Origin of the sequence: Paenibacillus sp. URB8-2 (assembly GCF_013393385.1) — a bacterium.
In the GTDB taxonomy this organism is placed as follows: Bacteria; Bacillota; Bacilli; order Paenibacillales; family Paenibacillaceae; genus Paenibacillus_AQ.
Genome location: NZ_AP023239.1, coordinates 3,366,312 through 3,384,295, shown reverse-complemented (window position 1 = coordinate 3,384,295; position 17,984 = coordinate 3,366,312). Strand labels below are relative to the sequence as shown.

16 protein-coding genes are annotated in these 17,984 nt (G+C 53.2%); all 16 read left to right on the top strand.

Going from position 1 to position 17,984, the window contains the following annotated elements; all coding sequences use genetic code 11:
* The first annotated feature begins 262 nt into the window (after window positions 1-262).
* A complete protein-coding gene (locus PUR_RS15485) occupies window positions 263-4,588 on the top strand; it encodes a PolC-type DNA polymerase III (RefSeq protein WP_179036022.1) in 4,326 nt (1,441 codons plus the stop codon).
* A gap of 53 nt (window positions 4,589-4,641) precedes the next feature.
* The gene (locus tag PUR_RS15480; RefSeq protein WP_232101525.1) at window positions 4,642-4,881 is read left to right on the top strand and encodes a hypothetical protein; all 240 of its coding nucleotides are present in this window, start codon (window positions 4,642-4,644) and stop codon (window positions 4,879-4,881) included.
* A 195-nt stretch (window positions 4,882-5,076) separates the two neighbouring features.
* Window positions 5,077-5,283 (top strand): AraC family transcriptional regulator, encoded by a 207-nt coding sequence (locus tag PUR_RS26570; RefSeq protein WP_442953841.1) that lies wholly within the window; start codon window positions 5,077-5,079, stop codon window positions 5,281-5,283.
* Window positions 5,231-5,389, top strand: a complete 159-nt coding sequence (locus PUR_RS26565; RefSeq protein WP_442953717.1) for an AraC family transcriptional regulator — start codon at window positions 5,231-5,233, stop codon at window positions 5,387-5,389. Before PUR_RS26570 ends, PUR_RS26565 begins: the two co-directional genes overlap by 53 nt.
* A 152-nt stretch (window positions 5,390-5,541) precedes the next feature.
* Window positions 5,542-6,003, top strand: coding sequence for a ribosome maturation factor RimP (gene rimP / locus PUR_RS15475; protein ID WP_179036020.1), 462 nt, complete (start codon window positions 5,542-5,544; stop codon window positions 6,001-6,003).
* A gap of 27 nt (window positions 6,004-6,030) precedes the next feature.
* The gene (gene nusA, locus PUR_RS15470; RefSeq protein ID WP_124693824.1) at window positions 6,031-7,128 is read left to right on the top strand and encodes a transcription termination factor NusA; all 1,098 of its coding nucleotides are present in this window, start codon (window positions 6,031-6,033) and stop codon (window positions 7,126-7,128) included.
* 23 nt (window positions 7,129-7,151) lie between these two features.
* Complete coding sequence (gene rnpM / locus PUR_RS15465) at window positions 7,152-7,460, top strand: RNase P modulator RnpM (RefSeq protein WP_124693825.1); 309 nt, start codon at window positions 7,152-7,154, stop codon at window positions 7,458-7,460.
* Window positions 7,453-7,776 (top strand): YlxQ family RNA-binding protein, encoded by a 324-nt coding sequence (locus tag PUR_RS15460; RefSeq protein ID WP_179036019.1) that lies wholly within the window; start codon window positions 7,453-7,455, stop codon window positions 7,774-7,776. Before rnpM ends, PUR_RS15460 begins: the two co-directional genes overlap by 8 nt.
* Window positions 7,769-10,363: a translation initiation factor IF-2 gene (gene infB / locus PUR_RS15455; RefSeq protein ID WP_179036018.1), complete on the top strand. Its 2,595-nt coding sequence runs from the start codon at window positions 7,769-7,771 to the stop codon at window positions 10,361-10,363. The genes PUR_RS15460 and infB overlap by 8 nt, the downstream gene beginning before the upstream one ends.
* 19 nt (window positions 10,364-10,382) lie before the next feature.
* Window positions 10,383-10,742 carry a 30S ribosome-binding factor RbfA gene (gene rbfA, locus PUR_RS15450; protein WP_179036017.1) on the top strand — a complete coding sequence of 120 codons (360 nt, stop codon included), beginning with the start codon at window positions 10,383-10,385 and terminating at the stop codon, window positions 10,740-10,742.
* 16 nt (window positions 10,743-10,758) lie between these two features.
* Window positions 10,759-11,736, top strand: a complete 978-nt coding sequence (locus tag PUR_RS15445) for a DHH family phosphoesterase (RefSeq protein WP_179036016.1) — start codon at window positions 10,759-10,761, stop codon at window positions 11,734-11,736.
* The gene (gene truB, locus PUR_RS15440) at window positions 11,733-12,650 is read left to right on the top strand and encodes a tRNA pseudouridine(55) synthase TruB (RefSeq protein WP_179036015.1); all 918 of its coding nucleotides are present in this window, start codon (window positions 11,733-11,735) and stop codon (window positions 12,648-12,650) included. Before PUR_RS15445 ends, truB begins: the two co-directional genes overlap by 4 nt.
* A gap of 119 nt (window positions 12,651-12,769) precedes the next feature.
* Window positions 12,770-13,714, top strand: coding sequence for a bifunctional riboflavin kinase/FAD synthetase (locus PUR_RS15435; RefSeq protein WP_179036014.1), 945 nt, complete (start codon window positions 12,770-12,772; stop codon window positions 13,712-13,714).
* A 205-nt stretch (window positions 13,715-13,919) separates the two neighbouring features.
* Complete coding sequence (gene rpsO, locus PUR_RS15430; RefSeq protein ID WP_025690244.1) at window positions 13,920-14,189, top strand: 30S ribosomal protein S15; 270 nt, start codon at window positions 13,920-13,922, stop codon at window positions 14,187-14,189.
* Window positions 14,190-14,565: 376 nt separating this feature from the next.
* Window positions 14,566-16,662: a polyribonucleotide nucleotidyltransferase gene (gene pnp, locus PUR_RS15425; RefSeq protein WP_179036013.1), complete on the top strand. Its 2,097-nt coding sequence runs from the start codon at window positions 14,566-14,568 to the stop codon at window positions 16,660-16,662.
* Window positions 16,663-16,981: 319 nt separating this feature from the next.
* On the top strand, window positions 16,982-17,965 hold the full coding sequence (locus PUR_RS15420) for a polysaccharide deacetylase family protein (RefSeq protein WP_179036012.1): 984 nt from the start codon (window positions 16,982-16,984) through the stop codon (window positions 17,963-17,965).
* Window positions 17,966-17,984: the final 19 nt, after the last annotated feature.

Genomic DNA, 17,984 nt, shown 5'->3' with positions numbered 1-17,984 from the left:
CATTGGATAAAGGAATGTAAGCTTCTGGCGATCAGGAGACGGCGGGCGGAAAGCCCGGGCGCTTTTTGAACATATAGGTAGGGTTTAGCCTCACGCTATTTCTTGCCTGTATGCCTACGAGAGACGGGGAACCGTCTTTAGAGGACGGCCCCGCCGTTTCTTCTCACCGGAAGCTTGTTTATTTGGTAGATTCATAGCGATAGAATGACAAGAATGACAGCAAAGACCTCGCTTTATCGGGGAATGTAAAGGTGGGGGAAGCATGGCTTTTAGCGAGGAGAGAAGAAAACGGTTCGAGCTGCTGATGAAGCAGGGAGAGATTCCGCCTGCTTTGATTGATCCCTATTTTTTGGATGGCTATATCGACCGGGTGGAGATCAGCCGTGGCAACCGCGACTGGCGGATTGTCGTTGCGAAGCAGAGCCTGGTTCCGGCACAGGCCTATCGGACTTTTTGTCTAAGAATGCGGGAGCGGCTTCAGCATATCGCTAAGGTCAGCTTTTTGTTTCTTTATGAGGAACCGGTCACCCCAAGTGATATTTTTCATGAATATTGGGGGCTGTTCCTGGAGTGGGTTCACCGGGAGATTCCTTCCGTCAACGGTTGGCTGACGCGTTCGGAACAGACGCTTCAGGACGATACGCTGATGCTGAACATGAGTGATCAAATGTCACTGGAGCTGGCCCGGAAAAAAGGCATCGATGGGGCGATCATCCGGTTTTACGATACGTATTTTGGTCTTTCCCTGCGCGTAAAAGTGCAGATTGCGGAGAAAGAAAACAAGGTCGAGGCTTTCGAGGAATTCCAGCAGAAGCTCCAGCAGGAGCAGCGGGAAATTATCGAGCAGATGATGACGGCTATAGAGTCGGAGGTTTCCTCCGAGGACAGCGGCGGGGAGGAAACCGTCCCTCTTCAAGTCGGATATGATATCAAGGATCAACCCGTGCCGATTGTGGAGATCCAGGATGAAGAGAAAAGAATAGCGATCCAAGGGACGATTTTCGGACTTGACCGCAAGGAGCTGCGCAACGGAAGCACGCTGTTCACGTTCAGTTTGACCGACTTTACGGATTCACTGCAAATGAAGATGTTTTCCAAAACGAAAGATGATCTGAAAGTAATGAGCCAGTTGGCGAACGGTAAATGGGTAAAAGCGCGCGGACGTGTAGAGTACGACCGTTTCATGCAGACCCCGGAACTGGTGATGATTCCATCGGACCTGTCCGAGGTGTCGGCTCCGCCGGCCCGCAAGGACAATGCGCCGCAGAAGCGGGTAGAGTTTCATCTTCACAGCACCATGAGTACGATGGACGCGGTAACGCCGATCGGCGATTATGTCAAGACCGCAGCCAAGTGGGGACATCCGGCGATTGCCGTCACCGACCACGGCGGTGTGCAGTGCTATCCCGATGCCGCCAAGGCGGCGAAGAAGAACGGCATCAAAATGCTGTACGGCGTAGAAGCGAATGTGGTAAACGATGCGGTTAATGTAGTGGAGAATCCTCAGCCGCTGGAGCTTAGAACTGCAACCTATGTCGTTTTTGATATCGAGACCACCGGCCTGTCCATTACGCGCAACAATATCACCGAGCTTGCCGCCGTCAAAATGCAGGGCGGTCAGGAAATCGACAGATACACCACTTTTGTCAACCCGCATGAAAAAATCCCTTACCATATTCAGCAGCTGACCAATATTACTGACGATATGGTAAAGGATGCCCCCGATCTTGAGCCTGTGCTGCATGAATTTGTTGCTTTTATCGGGGACAGTGTTCTCGTTGCGCATAACGCTCGGTTCGATATGGGGTTTATCCAGGCATCGCTGGCCAAGTTTGGGCTGCCGCTTCTGCCTAATCCTTCGCTTGATACGTTGGAACTGGCGCGGCTGCTGCATCCGAATATGAAAAATCACCGGCTCAATACGCTGGCTGACAAATATAAAGTTTTGCTGGAAAGCCATCACCGGGCGGTTGACGATACGGTGGCGTTGGGTGGAGTCCTGAACGGACTTTTGGCCGATGCTGAGAAGCTGAAAGGGCTGACGATGCTGGACCGTCTGAATGACGAGGTCGGCAAAGATCTGTCCAATACGCGTCCGTTTCACTGCTGTATTTACGCCCTGAATATGACCGGAAAGAAGAACCTGTACAAGCTGGTATCCTTATCTCACACCGATTATTTCAAGCGGGTGCCCTGCATTCCAAAGTCCAAGCTGGAGACCATGCGGGACGGATTGCTGGTTATTTCCGGCTGTGAGCGGGGAGAGTTCTTCGAAGCCGTATTGAACAAAACGGCCGAGGAAGCGATGGAGGTCGCCCAGTTCTACGACGTGCTGGAAATCCAGCCGCTGACCATGTACATGCATCTTGTGGACAAAGGCTTCGTGGCAAGCCCAGATGAGCTGCGCGACGTTGTCCGCCGGATCTGCGAGATCGGGGAGAAACTCAATAAGCCGGTAATCGCGACTGGCAACGTGCATTATCTGGAGCCCCGTTACAAGCTGTTTCGCGATATTACGATCCACGGCATTACGGGATTTAGTCCGCTGAAGGATCAGCGCAAGCCGGACGCCCACTTCAGGACAACGGAAGAAATGCTGCAGGAATTTGATTTTCTGGGCGAGGATAAAGCGATGGAAGTCGTTGTCACCAATACGGTGGAGCTGGCCGAGCGCTTTGAGTCGTTCGAGCTGTTCCCCGACAAGCTGTTCACGCCGATCATCGACGGAGCGGACGAGGAAATTCGTGAAACCTGCTACTCGACGGCAAGATCCATTTATGGGGAGGATTTGCCCGAAGTGGTTGTTGCCCGCCTTGAAAAAGAACTGGAGCCGATCATTAAGTACGGCTTCTCCGCCAACTACCTGATTTCCGAGCGGCTGGTTAAAAAATCGAACCAGGACGGGTACCTCGTCGGCTCCCGGGGTTCGGTAGGCTCTTCTGTTGTTGCGACCTTCCTCGGCATCTCCGAGGTTAACCCGCTCCCGGCACATTACATTTGCCTCAATTCGGAATGCCGCCACAGCGAGTGGTTCCTCGACGGCAGCGTGCCGAGCGGATTCGACTTACCGGATAAGACATGCCCGAACTGTAGCGGGAAGCTGAAAGGCGAAGGCCAGGACATTCCGTTCGAGACGTTTCTCGGCTTCAAGGGCGACAAGGTGCCCGATATCGACCTTAACTTTTCCGGGGAATATCAGCCGCATGCGCATAATTATACAAAGGTGCTGTTCGGTGAAAAAAGCGTCTTCCGGGCGGGCACCATCGGTACCGTCGCGGAGAAGACAGCCTTCGGCTTCACCAAGAAATACGAAGAAGACCATCACAAGCGCTGGCGCGGGGCCGAGCTAGGCCGTCTGGCGGCCGGCTGTACCGGCGTCAAGCGGAACACAGGGCAGCATCCCGGCGGCATAGTCGTCGTACCGGATTACATCGAGGTTGAAGACATTACACCGGTACAGTATCCGGCCGATGATGTGAATTCCGAATGGAAGACGACGCATTTTGACTATCACGCCTTTGACGCCAACCTTCTCAAGCTCGATATTCTGGGCCATGACGATCCGACCATGATGCGGATGCTGCAGGATCTGACCGGTGTCGATCCGACGAGTATTCCGATGAACGATCCGAAGGTGATGAGCATGTTCAACTCCACCGAATCGCTCGGCGTGTCGCCGGAGAAAATCCGGACGCCTGTCGCCACCTACGGGGTCCCAGAAATGGGGACGAAATTCGTTCGTCAAATGCTTATCGAATCAAAGCCGTCAAGCTTTGCCGACCTGCTGCAGATTTCCGGACTGTCCCACGGAACGGGCGTATGGCTCGGAAACGCTCAGGATCTCATCAAGAACAATACCTGCAATATCAAGACGGTAATCGGCTGCCGCGATGATATTATGCTCTATCTGATCTACAAAGCGGGCATGGACGCCGGACTTGCGTTTAAGATTACCGAAAGCGTGCGGAAAGGCAAGGGTCTGAGTCCGGAGTGGATTGAGGAAATGAAGAAATGCAAGGTGCCTGCTTGGTACATTGATTCCTGCCTCAAAATCCAGTACATGTTCCCGAAGGCGCACGCCGCGGCTTATGTTATCTCCGCCGTGCGCACCGCGTACTTCAAACTGTATTATCCGATTTATTACTACGCGACGTATTTCTCGGTCCGTGCGGAGGATTTCGACATCGAACTGTGCTGCCAGGGGTACGACGCCATTCTCCGGCAGATTGTTGAGATTGAGGCGAAAGGCTTCCAGGCGCTGCCGAAGGAAAAGGCGATGCTGCCGATCCTCGAAATGGCGCTCGAAATGACGGCCAGGGGCTTCACGTTCAAGAGCATTGATCTGTACCGCTCCGACGCCACCAAGTTTACCGTCGACGGAGACAGCCTTATTCCTCCTTTCTCCGCGATGGCTGGCATTGGCGAGAATGCTGCGAAGAATATCGCGGCGGCCAAAGACGCCGGAGAGTTTTTGTCCATCGAGGATTTTCAGCAGAAATCCAAGGCCAGCAAAACAATCGTCGAGCTGCTTACCGGGCTCGGCTGCTTCCGGGGACTGCCGGAGAGCAATCAGTTATCCTTGTTCTGAGGTCTTGAGACCTCTGTTATCAGCAAGCTATATCGATTTCGGAGGTCGGTCTTGTGCGGAGAGTTAAAGCATTTCTCTTTCATATGAGCCTACGAACAAGGCTGACGCTCTCCTTCATTGCCATGACTTTTTTGTCTCTGACGGTTATGGCAGTGGGGTATACGGTAAAAAGCTCCGATGTGATTCTAAAGAATGCCAGTGAAACTTCGCTGGGACTTGTGCGGATGGGCAATCAATCGTTGGACAGCAGTTCAGAGAATACATCAGAACGGATAAAGCCGATTTATTGCTAAAACATACGGATGATCTTTTCCGCCGGTTCCTCGAGAATGGACTACCTTACCGGGAGCAATGGATTAAATCCTTGGTTCAGCTAGTGTTTCATATCGCTCCGGCAGTTCAGGGATTTCTCGGCGAAGAGGCGTACCACCGCGTCTTGCAAACTGCCGAGGGAAGTCTTGGGAATCCTGAGAGAGTTCTTGGCCATTGTGCAAAACAGCCGGGGTAACAAGCACGCCGAGGTGACTGATAAATGCTTGGGTTATATCGAAACACACTTCAGCGAGGATATCTCTCTGGAGCATGCAGCCAACCTGCTGTTTTTCAGTCCTAATTACTTGAGCATCATTTTCAAAAGCCGTCTTGGCGTTTCCTTTACGAAATATCTGTCGGATTGCCGGCAAGGTCGGATATAGGGACGAGAAATATTTTTATCGGATATCTAAAGCAAAATACGGTTTTACACCTGATGAATATCGTAAAAGAAACGCTTCTCCATTGCCTCCGTCCTGGGAGGGTTAATGGCAGTCAAGGGCCGACACTTGTCAGTACTCCCATGCTATGGTATAATTTTTTTGGAAATAATGAGATAAGTCCGTTGTGTAAAGAGTGGGGAAACCCACTCTTTATCTTTGGTATATAGCAAAAGACAAGTTCGTGGAGGTTAGTTTTATTTGAGCACACCCAAAATTAAAGGTATGGTGGAAGAGATGCTGAAACCCTACCTTGACGACAATGGATTCGAACTGGTGGACGTGGAATACGTGAAGGAAGGCTCCAATTATTTTTTGCGAGTATTCGTGGATAAGGAAGGCGGAATCGACATCGATGATTGCGGAAGCGTCAGCGAGTTCTTAAGCGCCAAGCTGGACGAGAACGATCCTATTACCGGCGCTTATTTTTTGGAGGTATCTTCTCCGGGTGCGGAACGGCCGCTTAAAAAAGCAGAAGAAGTGGCCAAAGCGGTCGGCAAGGACGTGTTCGTCACGACTTACGAGCCGATCGACGGACTCAAGGAATTCGAAGGCCGGCTGCTCTCGTTCGAGAACGGGGAAATGCTCATCTCCGTGGGCAAAAAACAGCATGTCGTTCCATATGCCAAAGTCGCAAGCGCGAGATTGGCCATTATTTTTTAAGGTTTTGAAAGGGGGACCGGATTTTTCATGAGTATGGATTTTATTGAAGCTATGAATGAACTGGAGAGAGAGAAAGGCATCAGCAAGGATGTGCTGTTTGAAGCCATTGAGGCTGCGCTGATCTCCAGCTATAAACGCAATTTCAACGCGGCGCAGAATGTTCGGGTGGATATGAACCGCAACACGGGAGTTATCAAAGTGTTTGCCCGCAAGCTGATCGTGGAAGAGGTGCTCGATTCCCGCACTGAGATTTCACTGCCTGCAGCGCGCGAGATCAACCCGCATTTTCAACTGGAGGATGTGGCCGAGCTTGAAGTTACGCCGAGAGACTTCGGACGCATCGCCGCCCAGACGGCCAAGCAGGTCGTCACCCAACGCATCCGCGAAGCCGAGCGGGGACTGATTTACAACGCTTTTATCGACAAGGAAGAAGATATCGTTACCGGAATCGTGCAGCGTCAGGACCTTCGCAACGTTTACATCGATCTGGGAAAAATAGAAGCGGTGCTTCCGCTGAACGAGCTGATGCCGGGCGAAAAGTTCAAGCACGGTGAGCGTATCAAGGCCTATATTACCAAGGTGGAGAATACAACCAAGGGGCCGCAAATTTTGCTTTCCCGCAGTCATCCGGGGCTTTTGAAACGACTGTTCGAGCTTGAGGTGCCGGAAATTTTCGACGGCGTCGTTGAGATCCGCTCCGTAGCCCGTGAAGCGGGGTTCCGTTCCAAAATTGCGGTATACTCGCGTAATCCGGAAGTCGATCCCGTCGGCTCCTGCGTAGGCCCGAGAGGGATGCGCGTGCAGACGATCGTCACCGAGCTGCGCGGCGAGAAAATTGACATCGTGCGTTTTTCCGAATCGGTGGAAGAATATGTAGCCAATGCGCTCAGTCCTTCCAAAGTACTTGAAGTTCAAGTGTTCGAAGCGGAAAAAATGGCGCGTGTCATCGTTCCCGACTATCAGTTGTCGCTGGCCATCGGCATTAAAGGGCAGAACGCCCGCTTGGCCGCGAAGCTGACCGGATGGAAAATCGATATCAAGAGCGAAAGCCAGGCGGAGCAGGAATTCGGCAGACCTAGAACGTCCAGCGACGAAATGCATCAGGATTCCGTCTCCATAGATTAATAACGAGGGGCGGGTGGCTAACGATGAAACAGAAAAAAGTGCCGCTGCGCAAATGCGTCGCCAGTCAGGAAATGATGCCCAAGAAGGAACTTATCCGCATTGTAAGGACGCCCGGAGGCGAGGTCTTGATTGATCTTACCGGGAAGAAGTCGGGACGCGGAGCGTATATTTGCGGCAAGCTGGAATGCTTCAAGCTGGCTCAGAAGACCAAGGCCCTGGACCGGGCATTGAAGGTTCCGGTGAGTCAGGAAATATACGAGCAACTCGCCAGGGATTTCGTATCCGTGGAAGAGCAGTTCCTTGCGGCAAAGGAAGCTTCGGACGATGAGTAAGGCTCTCTCAAATCTTGGGCTGGCCATGCGTGCGGGGAAAGTGGTTACCGGCGAAGAGTCTGTGCTGAAAGCGGTCCGTTCGGCAGAGGCGAAGCTGGTTCTCTTGGCGGGAGACGCTTCGGACAATACGCAGAAGAAATTCCGCGACAAATGCGGAAGTTACAATATTCCGCTGGTGGTCGAATTCAGCCGTGACAGCCTGGGCGCTTCTATCGGTAAGGATGGACGCGTCGTGCTGGCCATTACGGACAAAGGATTCGCAGAAATGATCTCCAAGCAACTGGGGGATAATGTCGGAGGTGGTATTATTGACTAAACAAGACAGCAAAGATAAACTGCGGGTTTACGAATACGCCAAATCGCTTAATATGAGCAGCAAAGAGATTATCACGATTTTGAAACGCCTGAACGTTCCGGTGAATAATCATATGAGCGTTATGGAAAATGACTCCGTATCGAAGGTGGAGCAGTTCTTTAAGGATATTAAGTCAAATGCCGCGGCCAAACGGGAAAATGACGGCGCAAGCCGCCCTGCCCAGACAGCTACGGCAACGATAGAAGCGCACAGCGCAAATAAAAATCAAACGGAAAAGCAGGTAGGTATGAACAAACCAAATAATAACTCATCGACAATGTCGTCAAGACCACAAAGCGGGCAGGATTCCCGCAGAAATCAGACCGGCTCCGGGCAACAGCGCCCGCAGGGTCAAGGTGGAGCGCCGCGACCAGGTGGACGTCCGCAAGGTCAGGGAGGAACATCTCAATCCCGCCCGCAAGGTCAGGGGGGAGCATCTCAATCCCGTCCGCAAGGTCAGGGAGGAGCACCACAATCCCGTCCGCAAGGTCAAGGCGGAGCTCCCCGTCAGGGTGAAGCTCGCCCGCAGGGCCAAGGCGGCCAGCGGCCAGGCGGATTCGGCAGCGGCGGGAATCGTCCGCAAGGCCAGGGCGGAGCACCACAATCCCGTCCGCAAGGGCAAGGCGGAGATTCCTCCCGCGGCGGAGACCGGAACTCCAAGAATCGGCAGGGCGGCAACCAGAGACGGTTCGAGGATGGCAAAGGCGGCAATTTCCGGAACAACGGACGCGGCGGCAAGAACCACCGTGGAGGCAGAAACCAGCAGCCGGTTGAGCGCCGCGAGAAAATCGACAACACGCCGAAGAAAATTATCGTCCGCGGCAACATGACCGTCGGAGAAACAGCAAAGCTGCTTCACAAGGACGCTTCAGAAGTAATCAAGAAGTTGATTCTGATGGGCGTTATGGCTACGATCAACCAGGAACTGGATATCGAGACTATTCAATTGCTTGCCGGTGAATTCGGCGTTGAAGTCGAAGTGAAGATACCGGTCGAGGAAGACCGCTTTGAAACCGTCGAAGAGAACGATGCTCCCGAAGATCTGCAGACACGTCCTCCGGTCGTTACCATTATGGGTCACGTCGACCACGGTAAGACAACGCTGCTTGACGCCATTCGTTCAACGAACGTAACCGGCGGCGAAGCAGGCGGCATTACACAGCATATCGGCGCTTACCAGGTCGAAATCAACCATAAGAAAATTACGTTCCTCGATACTCCGGGTCACGAAGCGTTTACGGCGATGCGTGCCCGCGGAGCGCAGGTTACCGATATTACGATTATCGTCGTAGCGGCTGACGACGGCGTCATGCCGCAAACGGTTGAGGCCATCAACCATGCCAAGGCTGCGGGTCTGCCAATCATCGTCGCTGTTAACAAGATCGACAAGCCGGGCGCGGACCCGGACAGAGTGAAGCAGGAACTGACCAATTATGAGCTTGTCCCTGAAGAGTGGGGCGGCGATACCATTTTCGTTAATGTTTCCGCCAAGCAGCGCATCGGTCTTGAGGATCTGCTTGAAATGATCCTGCTCGTCGCGGAAGTGAACGAGTACAAGGCGAACCCTGATAAACGGGCACGCGGTACCGTGATTGAAGCCGAGCTGGACAAGAGCCGCGGTCCGGTAGCCCGCATTCTCGTTCAGAACGGAACGTTGAAGGTGGGAGACGCCTTTGTAGTGGGCAACTGCTTCGGACGCGTACGGGTCATGGTGAGCGACAAGGGCCGCCGTCTGAAGGAAGCCGGTCCTTCCACGCCGATCGAGATTACAGGTCTGACGGAAGTTCCGCAGGCGGGCGATCCGTTCATGGTATTCGAAGACGAGCGGAAAGCGCGTCACATCGCCGACAGACGGGCGATTACCCAGCGCCAATCGGAGCTGAACACGAACAGCCGCGTAACGCTGGACGATCTGTTCAAGCACATCAAAGAAGGCGAGATCAAAGACCTCAACGTCATTATCAAGGCCGACGTTCAAGGCTCGGTCGAGGCTCTTAAAGGGTCCCTGGCCAAGATCGAAGTGGAAGGCGTGCGCGTTAAGATTATCCACAGCGGAGCAGGCGCGATTACGGAATCCGATATTACGCTTGCAGCTGCTTCCAACGCGATTGTCATCGGTTTTAACGTTCGCCCGGATGCCCAGACGAAGGCTGCCGCCGAGCAGGAGAAGGTCGATGTGCGTCTGCACAACATCATTTACAACGTGATCGAGGAAATCGAACAGGCAATGAAGGGAATGCTGGACCCGATATTCAAGGAGAACGTTATCGGCCATGCCGAGGTGCGCAGTGTGTTCAAAATCAGCAAAGTGGGTGCAGTTGCCGGCTGTATGGTTACCGACGGCAAAATCGCCCGCAATGCGGAGACTCGCCTGATCCGCGGCGGCATCGTCGTGTTCGAAGGCAAGATCGACTCCCTGAAACGCTTTAAGGACGATGCCAAGGAAGTAGCGCAGGGTTATGAGTGCGGTATTACTTTGGAACGTTACAATGATCTCCAGGAAGGCGACACCATCGAAGCGTTTATCATGGAAACCGTAGAGCGCTAACCTAAAGAGGTGAATGAACATGTCTAAAATAAGAGCCGGACGCGTAGGAGAACAGATCAAGAAGGAACTCAGCCGATTGATTCAAGGCGAGCTTAAAGACCCCCGGGTCGGGTTCGTTACGGTTACCGGCGTCGATGTTACCAATGACCTTTCCCAAGCGAAAGTATACCTTAGCGTTTTCGGAGACGATGAGCAGAAGAGCGCATCGCTTAAGGCGATCGAGAAAGCGAACGGCTTTCTGCGTTCCGAGCTTGGCAAGGCGATCCGCCTCCGGCATACGCCGGAGCTGATCTTCAAATTCGACGAATCCGTAGCCTATGGCAGCCGGATTGAGAAGCTGCTTGGCGAAATCGGCAAGCAGGACGAGAGTCAGGAATAACCAAAGGAGACGGCGAATGCAGAGCTATGAACAAAGTCTTCGGCAGACACGTCAGTATCTGCTGGATCACGATGATTATCTTGTAGTGTCGCATATTCAGCCGGACGGAGATGCAGTCAGCTCGACCCTAGCGGTGGGCTGGCTTCTCTCATGTCTGGGCAAGAAATACACTATGCTGAACGAAGGGCCAATCCCGACCCGTATGAAGTATCTCTGGAAGGCTGGGGAAATTGCCGATATGTCGGCAAACCCTCCAGAGCGTATGTACAGCAATGTCATATGCGTTGACTGTGCCGATTTTCAGCGCGTCGGCCAGACTCAGCGGCATTTTGAGCCGGATGCGTCTATTGTTAATATCGATCATCATCCGACGAACAACGGCTACGGGACGGTACAACTGATCAAGCCGGACGCAGCGGCCACGGCCGAAATTTTATTTGATCTGCTGAAGCAGTTCGACATCCGTTGGGACGCCGATATCGCGACGGCCGTTTATACCGGCCTTTTGACCGATACCGGCGGTTTCCGGTATGCCAATACTTCTCCCAAAGTGATGGAGATTGCTTCGGAGCTGTTATCGCTTGGAGTGAACGGACCGGAGCTGGCAGAGACGCTACTGGAGGAAATGACGCTGCCACAGCTGAAAATCCTTAGCAGAGCGCTTGAAGGACTGCAATTGACGCCGGAAGGCGACATCGCCTGGGTCTCTATCACGAATCAGGATATGGTTGACTGCGGCGCTGCCAACGAGGATTTGGAAGGGATCGTCAATTATCCCCGGAACATCCAGGGAGTTGAAGTCGGCATGCTGTTCAAGGTTATTCACGACGGGGCGGTTAAGGTCAGTTTTCGTTCCGCCGGTAAAGTGGATGTGGCCGCCCTGGCTCAAATTTTCGGAGGCGGGGGGCATACCCGCGCAGCCGGTGCCAAGCTGGATTTGCCTCTGGACCAAGCGGTTTCGCTTGTGCTTAAGGAGGTCAAACGGGTGCTATGAGTGAGCTCGAAGGTGTTCTGGCGGTGTACAAGCCGGCCGGCTTTACCTCGCATGATGTCGTTGCCAAGACACGGCGCCTGCTCGGTATGAAAAGAATCGGACATGCCGGCACGCTGGATCCCCAGGTTACCGGCGTTCTTCCGCTTTGCCTTGGACGGGCCACGCGAATTGTCGAATATATTCAAGAGCTTCCTAAAGAATATATCGCCACATTGCGTCTTGGCATGTCCAGCGATACGGAAGACCTGACCGGGACAGTGACGGAAACGGCGGATGATATACGGGTGACTGAAGAAGAGGTAAAGCGAACGCTGGAATCTTTCAGGAGGATCATTTCTCAGACGCCTCCGATGTATTCAGCCGTCAAGGTGGGCGGCAAGCGTCTCTACGAGTTGGCCCGCGAGGGCAAAACGGTAGAGCGCAAAAGCCGGCAGGTTGAGATTTACGAGATCGAGATGTCGGATATGGTCTGGAACGGCAGATTCCCGGATATTACTTTCCGGGTACTATGCTCCAAAGGCACCTATATCCGTACGCTCTGCGTCGATATTGGGCGTGCGCTGGGGCTGCCCGGCGTAATGGTCAAGCTCGAACGCACGATGTCGGCGGGAATCCGGGCGGACCGCTGCCTGTCTCTTGAAGAAATCGGCGAGCGCCGGGCGAACGGGACTCTTCAGGAATATCTTATTCCGGCTGATGAGGCCATCCGCCATCTTCCTGCCCATAAAGTGGCGGATGAGAAGAAGACAGCCGCTCTGCAGGGACAGCGGCTTTCAGCCCGGTTTGTGACGCCCGAAGTCCAAGAAAAAGGTCCCTTTCGGCTCTATGACCTGCATGGAGGCTTTCTCGGGATTTACGAATGCGAAGACACCGGTTCGATCGCTCCCGTGAAAGTATTTGCCCAAGCGGATTAAAATATATGAGTTTAAGCTTGGTAATATCTTTTGTCTTATTTTTCGAGAAACGAACGCCGCCTTTAAAGGGCGGCGCCGCCGTTTCTTCTTAACTAAGTGAAGTGCAGGTGAGAAACAGCGTGAGAACCGTAACGTTAACCTATCCGATGCCGCCGGAGACTGCAGCAGAGTGGGCGCAGCCCCAGATTGCCGCCTTGGGTCAATTCGACGGCCTGCACCGAGGGCATGTCAGCGTCATCTCCTCCGCCGTGGCTCTGGCCCGCAAAGAAGGCGTGCCGGCAGCGGTCATGACTTTCTATCCTCACCCTAAAGATGTTATGGGAAAAGGGGATTACGAAGGATATTTGACTCCCCCCCGCGATAAGAGCGAACTGCTTGCAGGGATGGGCGTCGATATTTTATTCGTCATCGAATTTAATGAGGAACTCTCCCGGGTGAGCCCGCGGGACTTTGTGCTCGGAATGCTTCTGCCCCTGAAGATTACTACGGCCGTTGTCGGATTCGACTTCCGCTTCGGCTATATGGGCGAAGGAGACGCCGATATGCTGCGTTTGCTTGGGAACGGGTCCATGAGAGTGGAGACTGTTCCGCCGTTCTTGCTGAATGGCGTGAAGGTGAGCAGCTCCGGTATCCGAAAAGGCCTGCAGAGTGGGGAAGTAGAGCTGGTCAACTTTTGGTTCGGCCGGCGCTACCATCTGCGGGGAACGGTGGCTCACGGCGAGAAGCGCGGACGCACCATCGGGTTTCCGACCGCGAATCTGGAGCTTGAGGACCGGTATGTCATACCGTCCAGAGGCGTGTATGCCGTTCGTGCTTTCCATAATGGAAAGGCGATGCCCGGAGTCATGAATGTAGGTGTGAAACCGACCTTTCACGAAGGAGTTACCACGCCAACGTTTGAGGTTCATCTGTTGGATTTTTCCGGAGATTTGTACGGCCAAGAAATGATGGTGGAACTGGTTTCTTTTATCCGTCCGGAGCACAGGTTCGATTCGGTGGAGTCCTTGATCGCGCAAATCCGCGAGGATGCGAAGACAGCCGGGAAGATTTTGCAAGAATATTGATCTTTGTTATTTCTGCATTTGGCATTTATAAATCTTACCTGTTGCATTGCCGGATCTTTCCGGCGGCGACGTTTACTTTTACTTTATATAGTGCTATACTGATTAACGTTGCTGGATTGTCAGCATCCATAACCTTGGCTTGGTCATTCGAGTGTCACCGACGGTGACGAGGCCACTGGCGATTATAATGAAGGAGGTGAACAGGATGGCATTGACTCAAGAACGCAAGCACCAACTGATCGACGAGCACAAAACTCATGAATCCGATACCGGATCTCCAGAGGTGCAAATTGCTATCCTCACGGAGAATATCGTTAATCTGACCGACCATTTGCGTACGCACAAGAAGGATCATCATTCCCGCCGCGGATTGCTGAAGATGGTAGGTCAACGCCGTAAACTGCTCGCGTATTTGAAGAACAAAGACGTGCAGCGTTACAGTGCTTTGATCGAGAAACTGGGATTGCGTCGTTAATAATCCATAAGTTTACCCTTAAAGCAGCCTGGTTGTATACCGTATGTGCTTCCAAGAAGCGTCAACGGGACAACTGGGTTGCTTTTTGAAAATTGGGGAAAAATTTAGCAGTGATCGAACACTAAGAACGTTAAAAACAGCTCTTTTCCCCTATGCGAAAGGTCATGCGGACCTTGATTAACAATTGAAGATTTTGAGGTCCCCGCAAAGTACCTGAGTGTGATTCAACTCCCAGGGCTTCACTTTGTGGGGTTATCTTGTATTGCATAGAGAACGCGCGTATAGCCCCATCATAGTATACGCCGTTTTATTTTGAGCAGATCAGATGAACCTGCTACAGGTTGAGCGGGTCTGCTGCCATCCAAGGAGGGACTTTATGGAAAAGCATGTAGAAATGCAGCTCGGGGGCAGAACCCTGGTGCTGGAAACGGGACGGCTTGCCAAGCAGGCGAACGCCGCCGTTATGGTCCGTTACGGCGATACGTCGGTACTCTGTACGGTAACGGCTTCAAGCGAGCCGAAGGATTTGGACTTTTTTCCGCTTACCGTGAACTATGAAGAACGCTTGTATGCAGTCGGTAAAATTCCGGGCGGCTTCATCAAACGCGAAGGCAGACCGAGTGAAAAAGCGATTTTGTCCAGCCGTCTGACAGACCGTCCGATTCGTCCGTTGTTCCCCGAAGGCTTCCGCAACGACGTGCAGGTGCTGAACCTGGTAATGAGCGTCGATCAGGACTGCTCTCCTGAAATCGCGGCTATGATTGGAACGTCCGCTGCGCTCAGCATTTCCGATGTGCCGTTTAGCGGTCCAATCGGCGGTGTAGTGGTTGGCCGCATTAACGGTCAGTTTATCGTCAACCCGACGATCGCGCAGCAGGCAGAGAGCGAAATCTTTCTGGTTGTAGCCGGAACGAAAGACGCCATCATGATGGTGGAAGCGGAAGCGAATGAAGTGCCGGAAGAAATCATGCTGGAAGCGATCATGTTCGGGCATGAAGAAATCCGTGGCATTGTAGCGAAGATTGAAGAGCTGGTGCAGATTGCCGGCAAGGAAAAAATGACCGTGAAGCTGCACGCCGTTAACGCCGAAGTGAATGCCGAGGTCCGCGCTTATGCTCAGGAGCGGCTGGTAGAGGCGGTTAAGATTGCCGAGAAGCATGCCCGTCAGGATGCAATCGACGCAATCAGCAACGAGACGGTAGAATATTTCATGGAGAAGTATATCGAAACGCCTGAGCTGATTGGCGATGTGAAGGAAGTACTGCACGATATCGTCAAGGAAGAAGTCAGACGTCTGATTACCCATGACAAGGTTCGTCCGGACGGCCGGAAGCTGAACGAGATCCGCCCGATTGATTGCGATACGTCGCTGCTGCCGCGCACCCACGGTTCGGGATTGTTCACCCGCGGCCAGACGCAGGCCCTCAGCGTATGTACGCTCGGCGCGCTCGGCGATGTGCAGATTCTCGACGGCATCGATTTGACCGAAACGAAACGGTTCATGCATCACTATAACTTCCCGCCGTTCAGCGTAGGGGAAGCCCGTCCGCTGAGAGCGCCTGGGCGCCGCGAAATCGGTCACGGAGCGCTAGGTGAACGCGCCTTGTCCAAAGTTATTCCAAGCGAAACCGAATTCCCGTACACGATCCGCCTCGTATCCGAGGTGCTGGAATCGAACGGATCGACTTCACAGGCGAGCATTTGCGCTAGTACCCTGGCGATGATGGATGCGGGCGTTCCGATTAAAGCCCCGGTTGCCGGTGTGGCGATGGGTCTAATCAAAGATGGTGAGCATGTATCCATCCTGACCGATATTCAAGGCATGGAAGACCATCTCGGCGACATGGACTTCAAAGTGGCAGGTACGGCGGAAGGCGTAACCGCGATTCAAATGGACATCAAAATCGATGGCATCGACCGTCAAATTCTGCAAGAAGCGCTTGGGCAGGCCAAAGAAGGCCGGATGTTTATTTTGAGCAAAATGATGGAGGCCATTTCCAAACCGAGAGAGAGCCTTTCTCAATATGCGCCCAAAATTATCATCATTCAGATCAACCCGGACAAAATCCGCGACGTTATCGGCGCAGGCGGCAAAATCATCAACAAAATCATCGAAGAGACCGGCGTGAAGATTGACATCGAGCAGGACGGCCGCGTATTCATCGCTTCTTCGGATGAGGAGATGATTAAAAAGGCGCGTTCCATTATCGAAGGCATCGTACGCGAGGTTGAAGTCGGCGAAATTTATGTCGGCACCGTTAAGCGAATCGAGAAATTCGGAGCTTTTGTGGAAATTTTACCAGGCAAAGACGGTTTGGTGCATATTTCGCAGCTGTCAACCGATCGTGTAGGCAAAGTGGAAGACGTAGTTGCAATCGGCGATACCATCACCGTAAAAGTTACCGAAATCGACCAGCAGGGCCGCGTGAATCTGTCGCGCAAAGCCGTATTGACCGCGGAAGCCAAGGCGTAAGGCCTAGGATCTTGACAGGAATCGACGCTCATTTGTTACATTAAATTTGAAAAGAGGCAGAAGCTTAAATTCTGGCTCTTTTTTTGAGCTGTAACTCCACTTTTGTGGAGTTATTTTGCTTAAAGCAGCTTTCCTTCTCATCAGACAGCTCCTGCAGCGCGGCGGATATCCGTTCCTGGCAGCTCAGAGGCATAATAAGGCGTCTTGTCTCATAGGCTGGGACAAAGGGCTGAAAGTGTCTGCCGGGCCTCTGGAGAGGCCGGCGGTTTGGCTAAAAGCGAAGGCCATATGTCGGCGAAGCGCGTAGGAGGAAGTCGTGATGAGACTTGAAAAAACGGCGGCTGTGCTGGCCTGCATGGCTGTAGTGATTGGAATCGGCAGCAGCGCCGGGCCGGTAAAAAACATGCTGGAGCAACTGCATACCTCCGACGGACTGGCCGTTCTGAAGCCGTTCGGAGATACGGAGAACGAACTGCGCAGTGTCATTGAATCCAAAGCTGCGCAGATCAGCGGCCCGCCGGTGAATGCAAGAGTGGATCGAGTGTGGAAGGCCATTCCCGGCTATAACGGATTGGAGATCGACGTGGAATCGACCTATAAGCGGGCTCTGCTGCTTCCTGCGGGCAGTGCGATTAAATATATTTACAGACAGACCGCGCCTGCCGTCTCGCTGGACGATCTCGGGGCACAGCCGATTTACCGGGGCAATCCCGCCAAGCCGATGGTCTCGCTGATGATCAACGTCGCATGGGGGAATGAGTACATAGTGCCGATGCTGAACATTTTGGATGAGGAGCATGTGAAGGCGACGTTTTTTCTGGACGGCAGTTGGCTGAGTAAGAACAACGAACTTGCCAGGGAGATTCAGAAGCGCGGGCATGAAATTGAGAACCATGCTTATTCGCATCCGAACATGAGTACGCTCAGCAGGGCGCGCGCTGTTATGGAGATCGACAAAACGAAGAAGCTCCTGAAATCTAGCCTTGGAGTCGATAACCGGTGGTTTGCGCCACCTTCGGGAGATTTTGACCAGGAGACCGTGGAGATTGCCCGCGAATTGGGGCTGAAGACGGTGCTGTGGACGGTTGATACGGTTGACTGGCGCCATCCCTCTCCGGAATCGGTCGTTGCCAAAATTACCGCGAAGGCGGAGCCGGGAACACTCGTGCTCATGCATCCCACCTCTTCGTCATCCAAGGCGCTGCGCGGAATGATCCGCGGCATCAAGGCCAAGGGACTGGTGCTCGGAACAGTCAGCCAGACGCTGTCGCCGGAACGCGTGCTGCCTAGCGATGTTGAGTGAAGCTCCCGTTTCTGTTAGG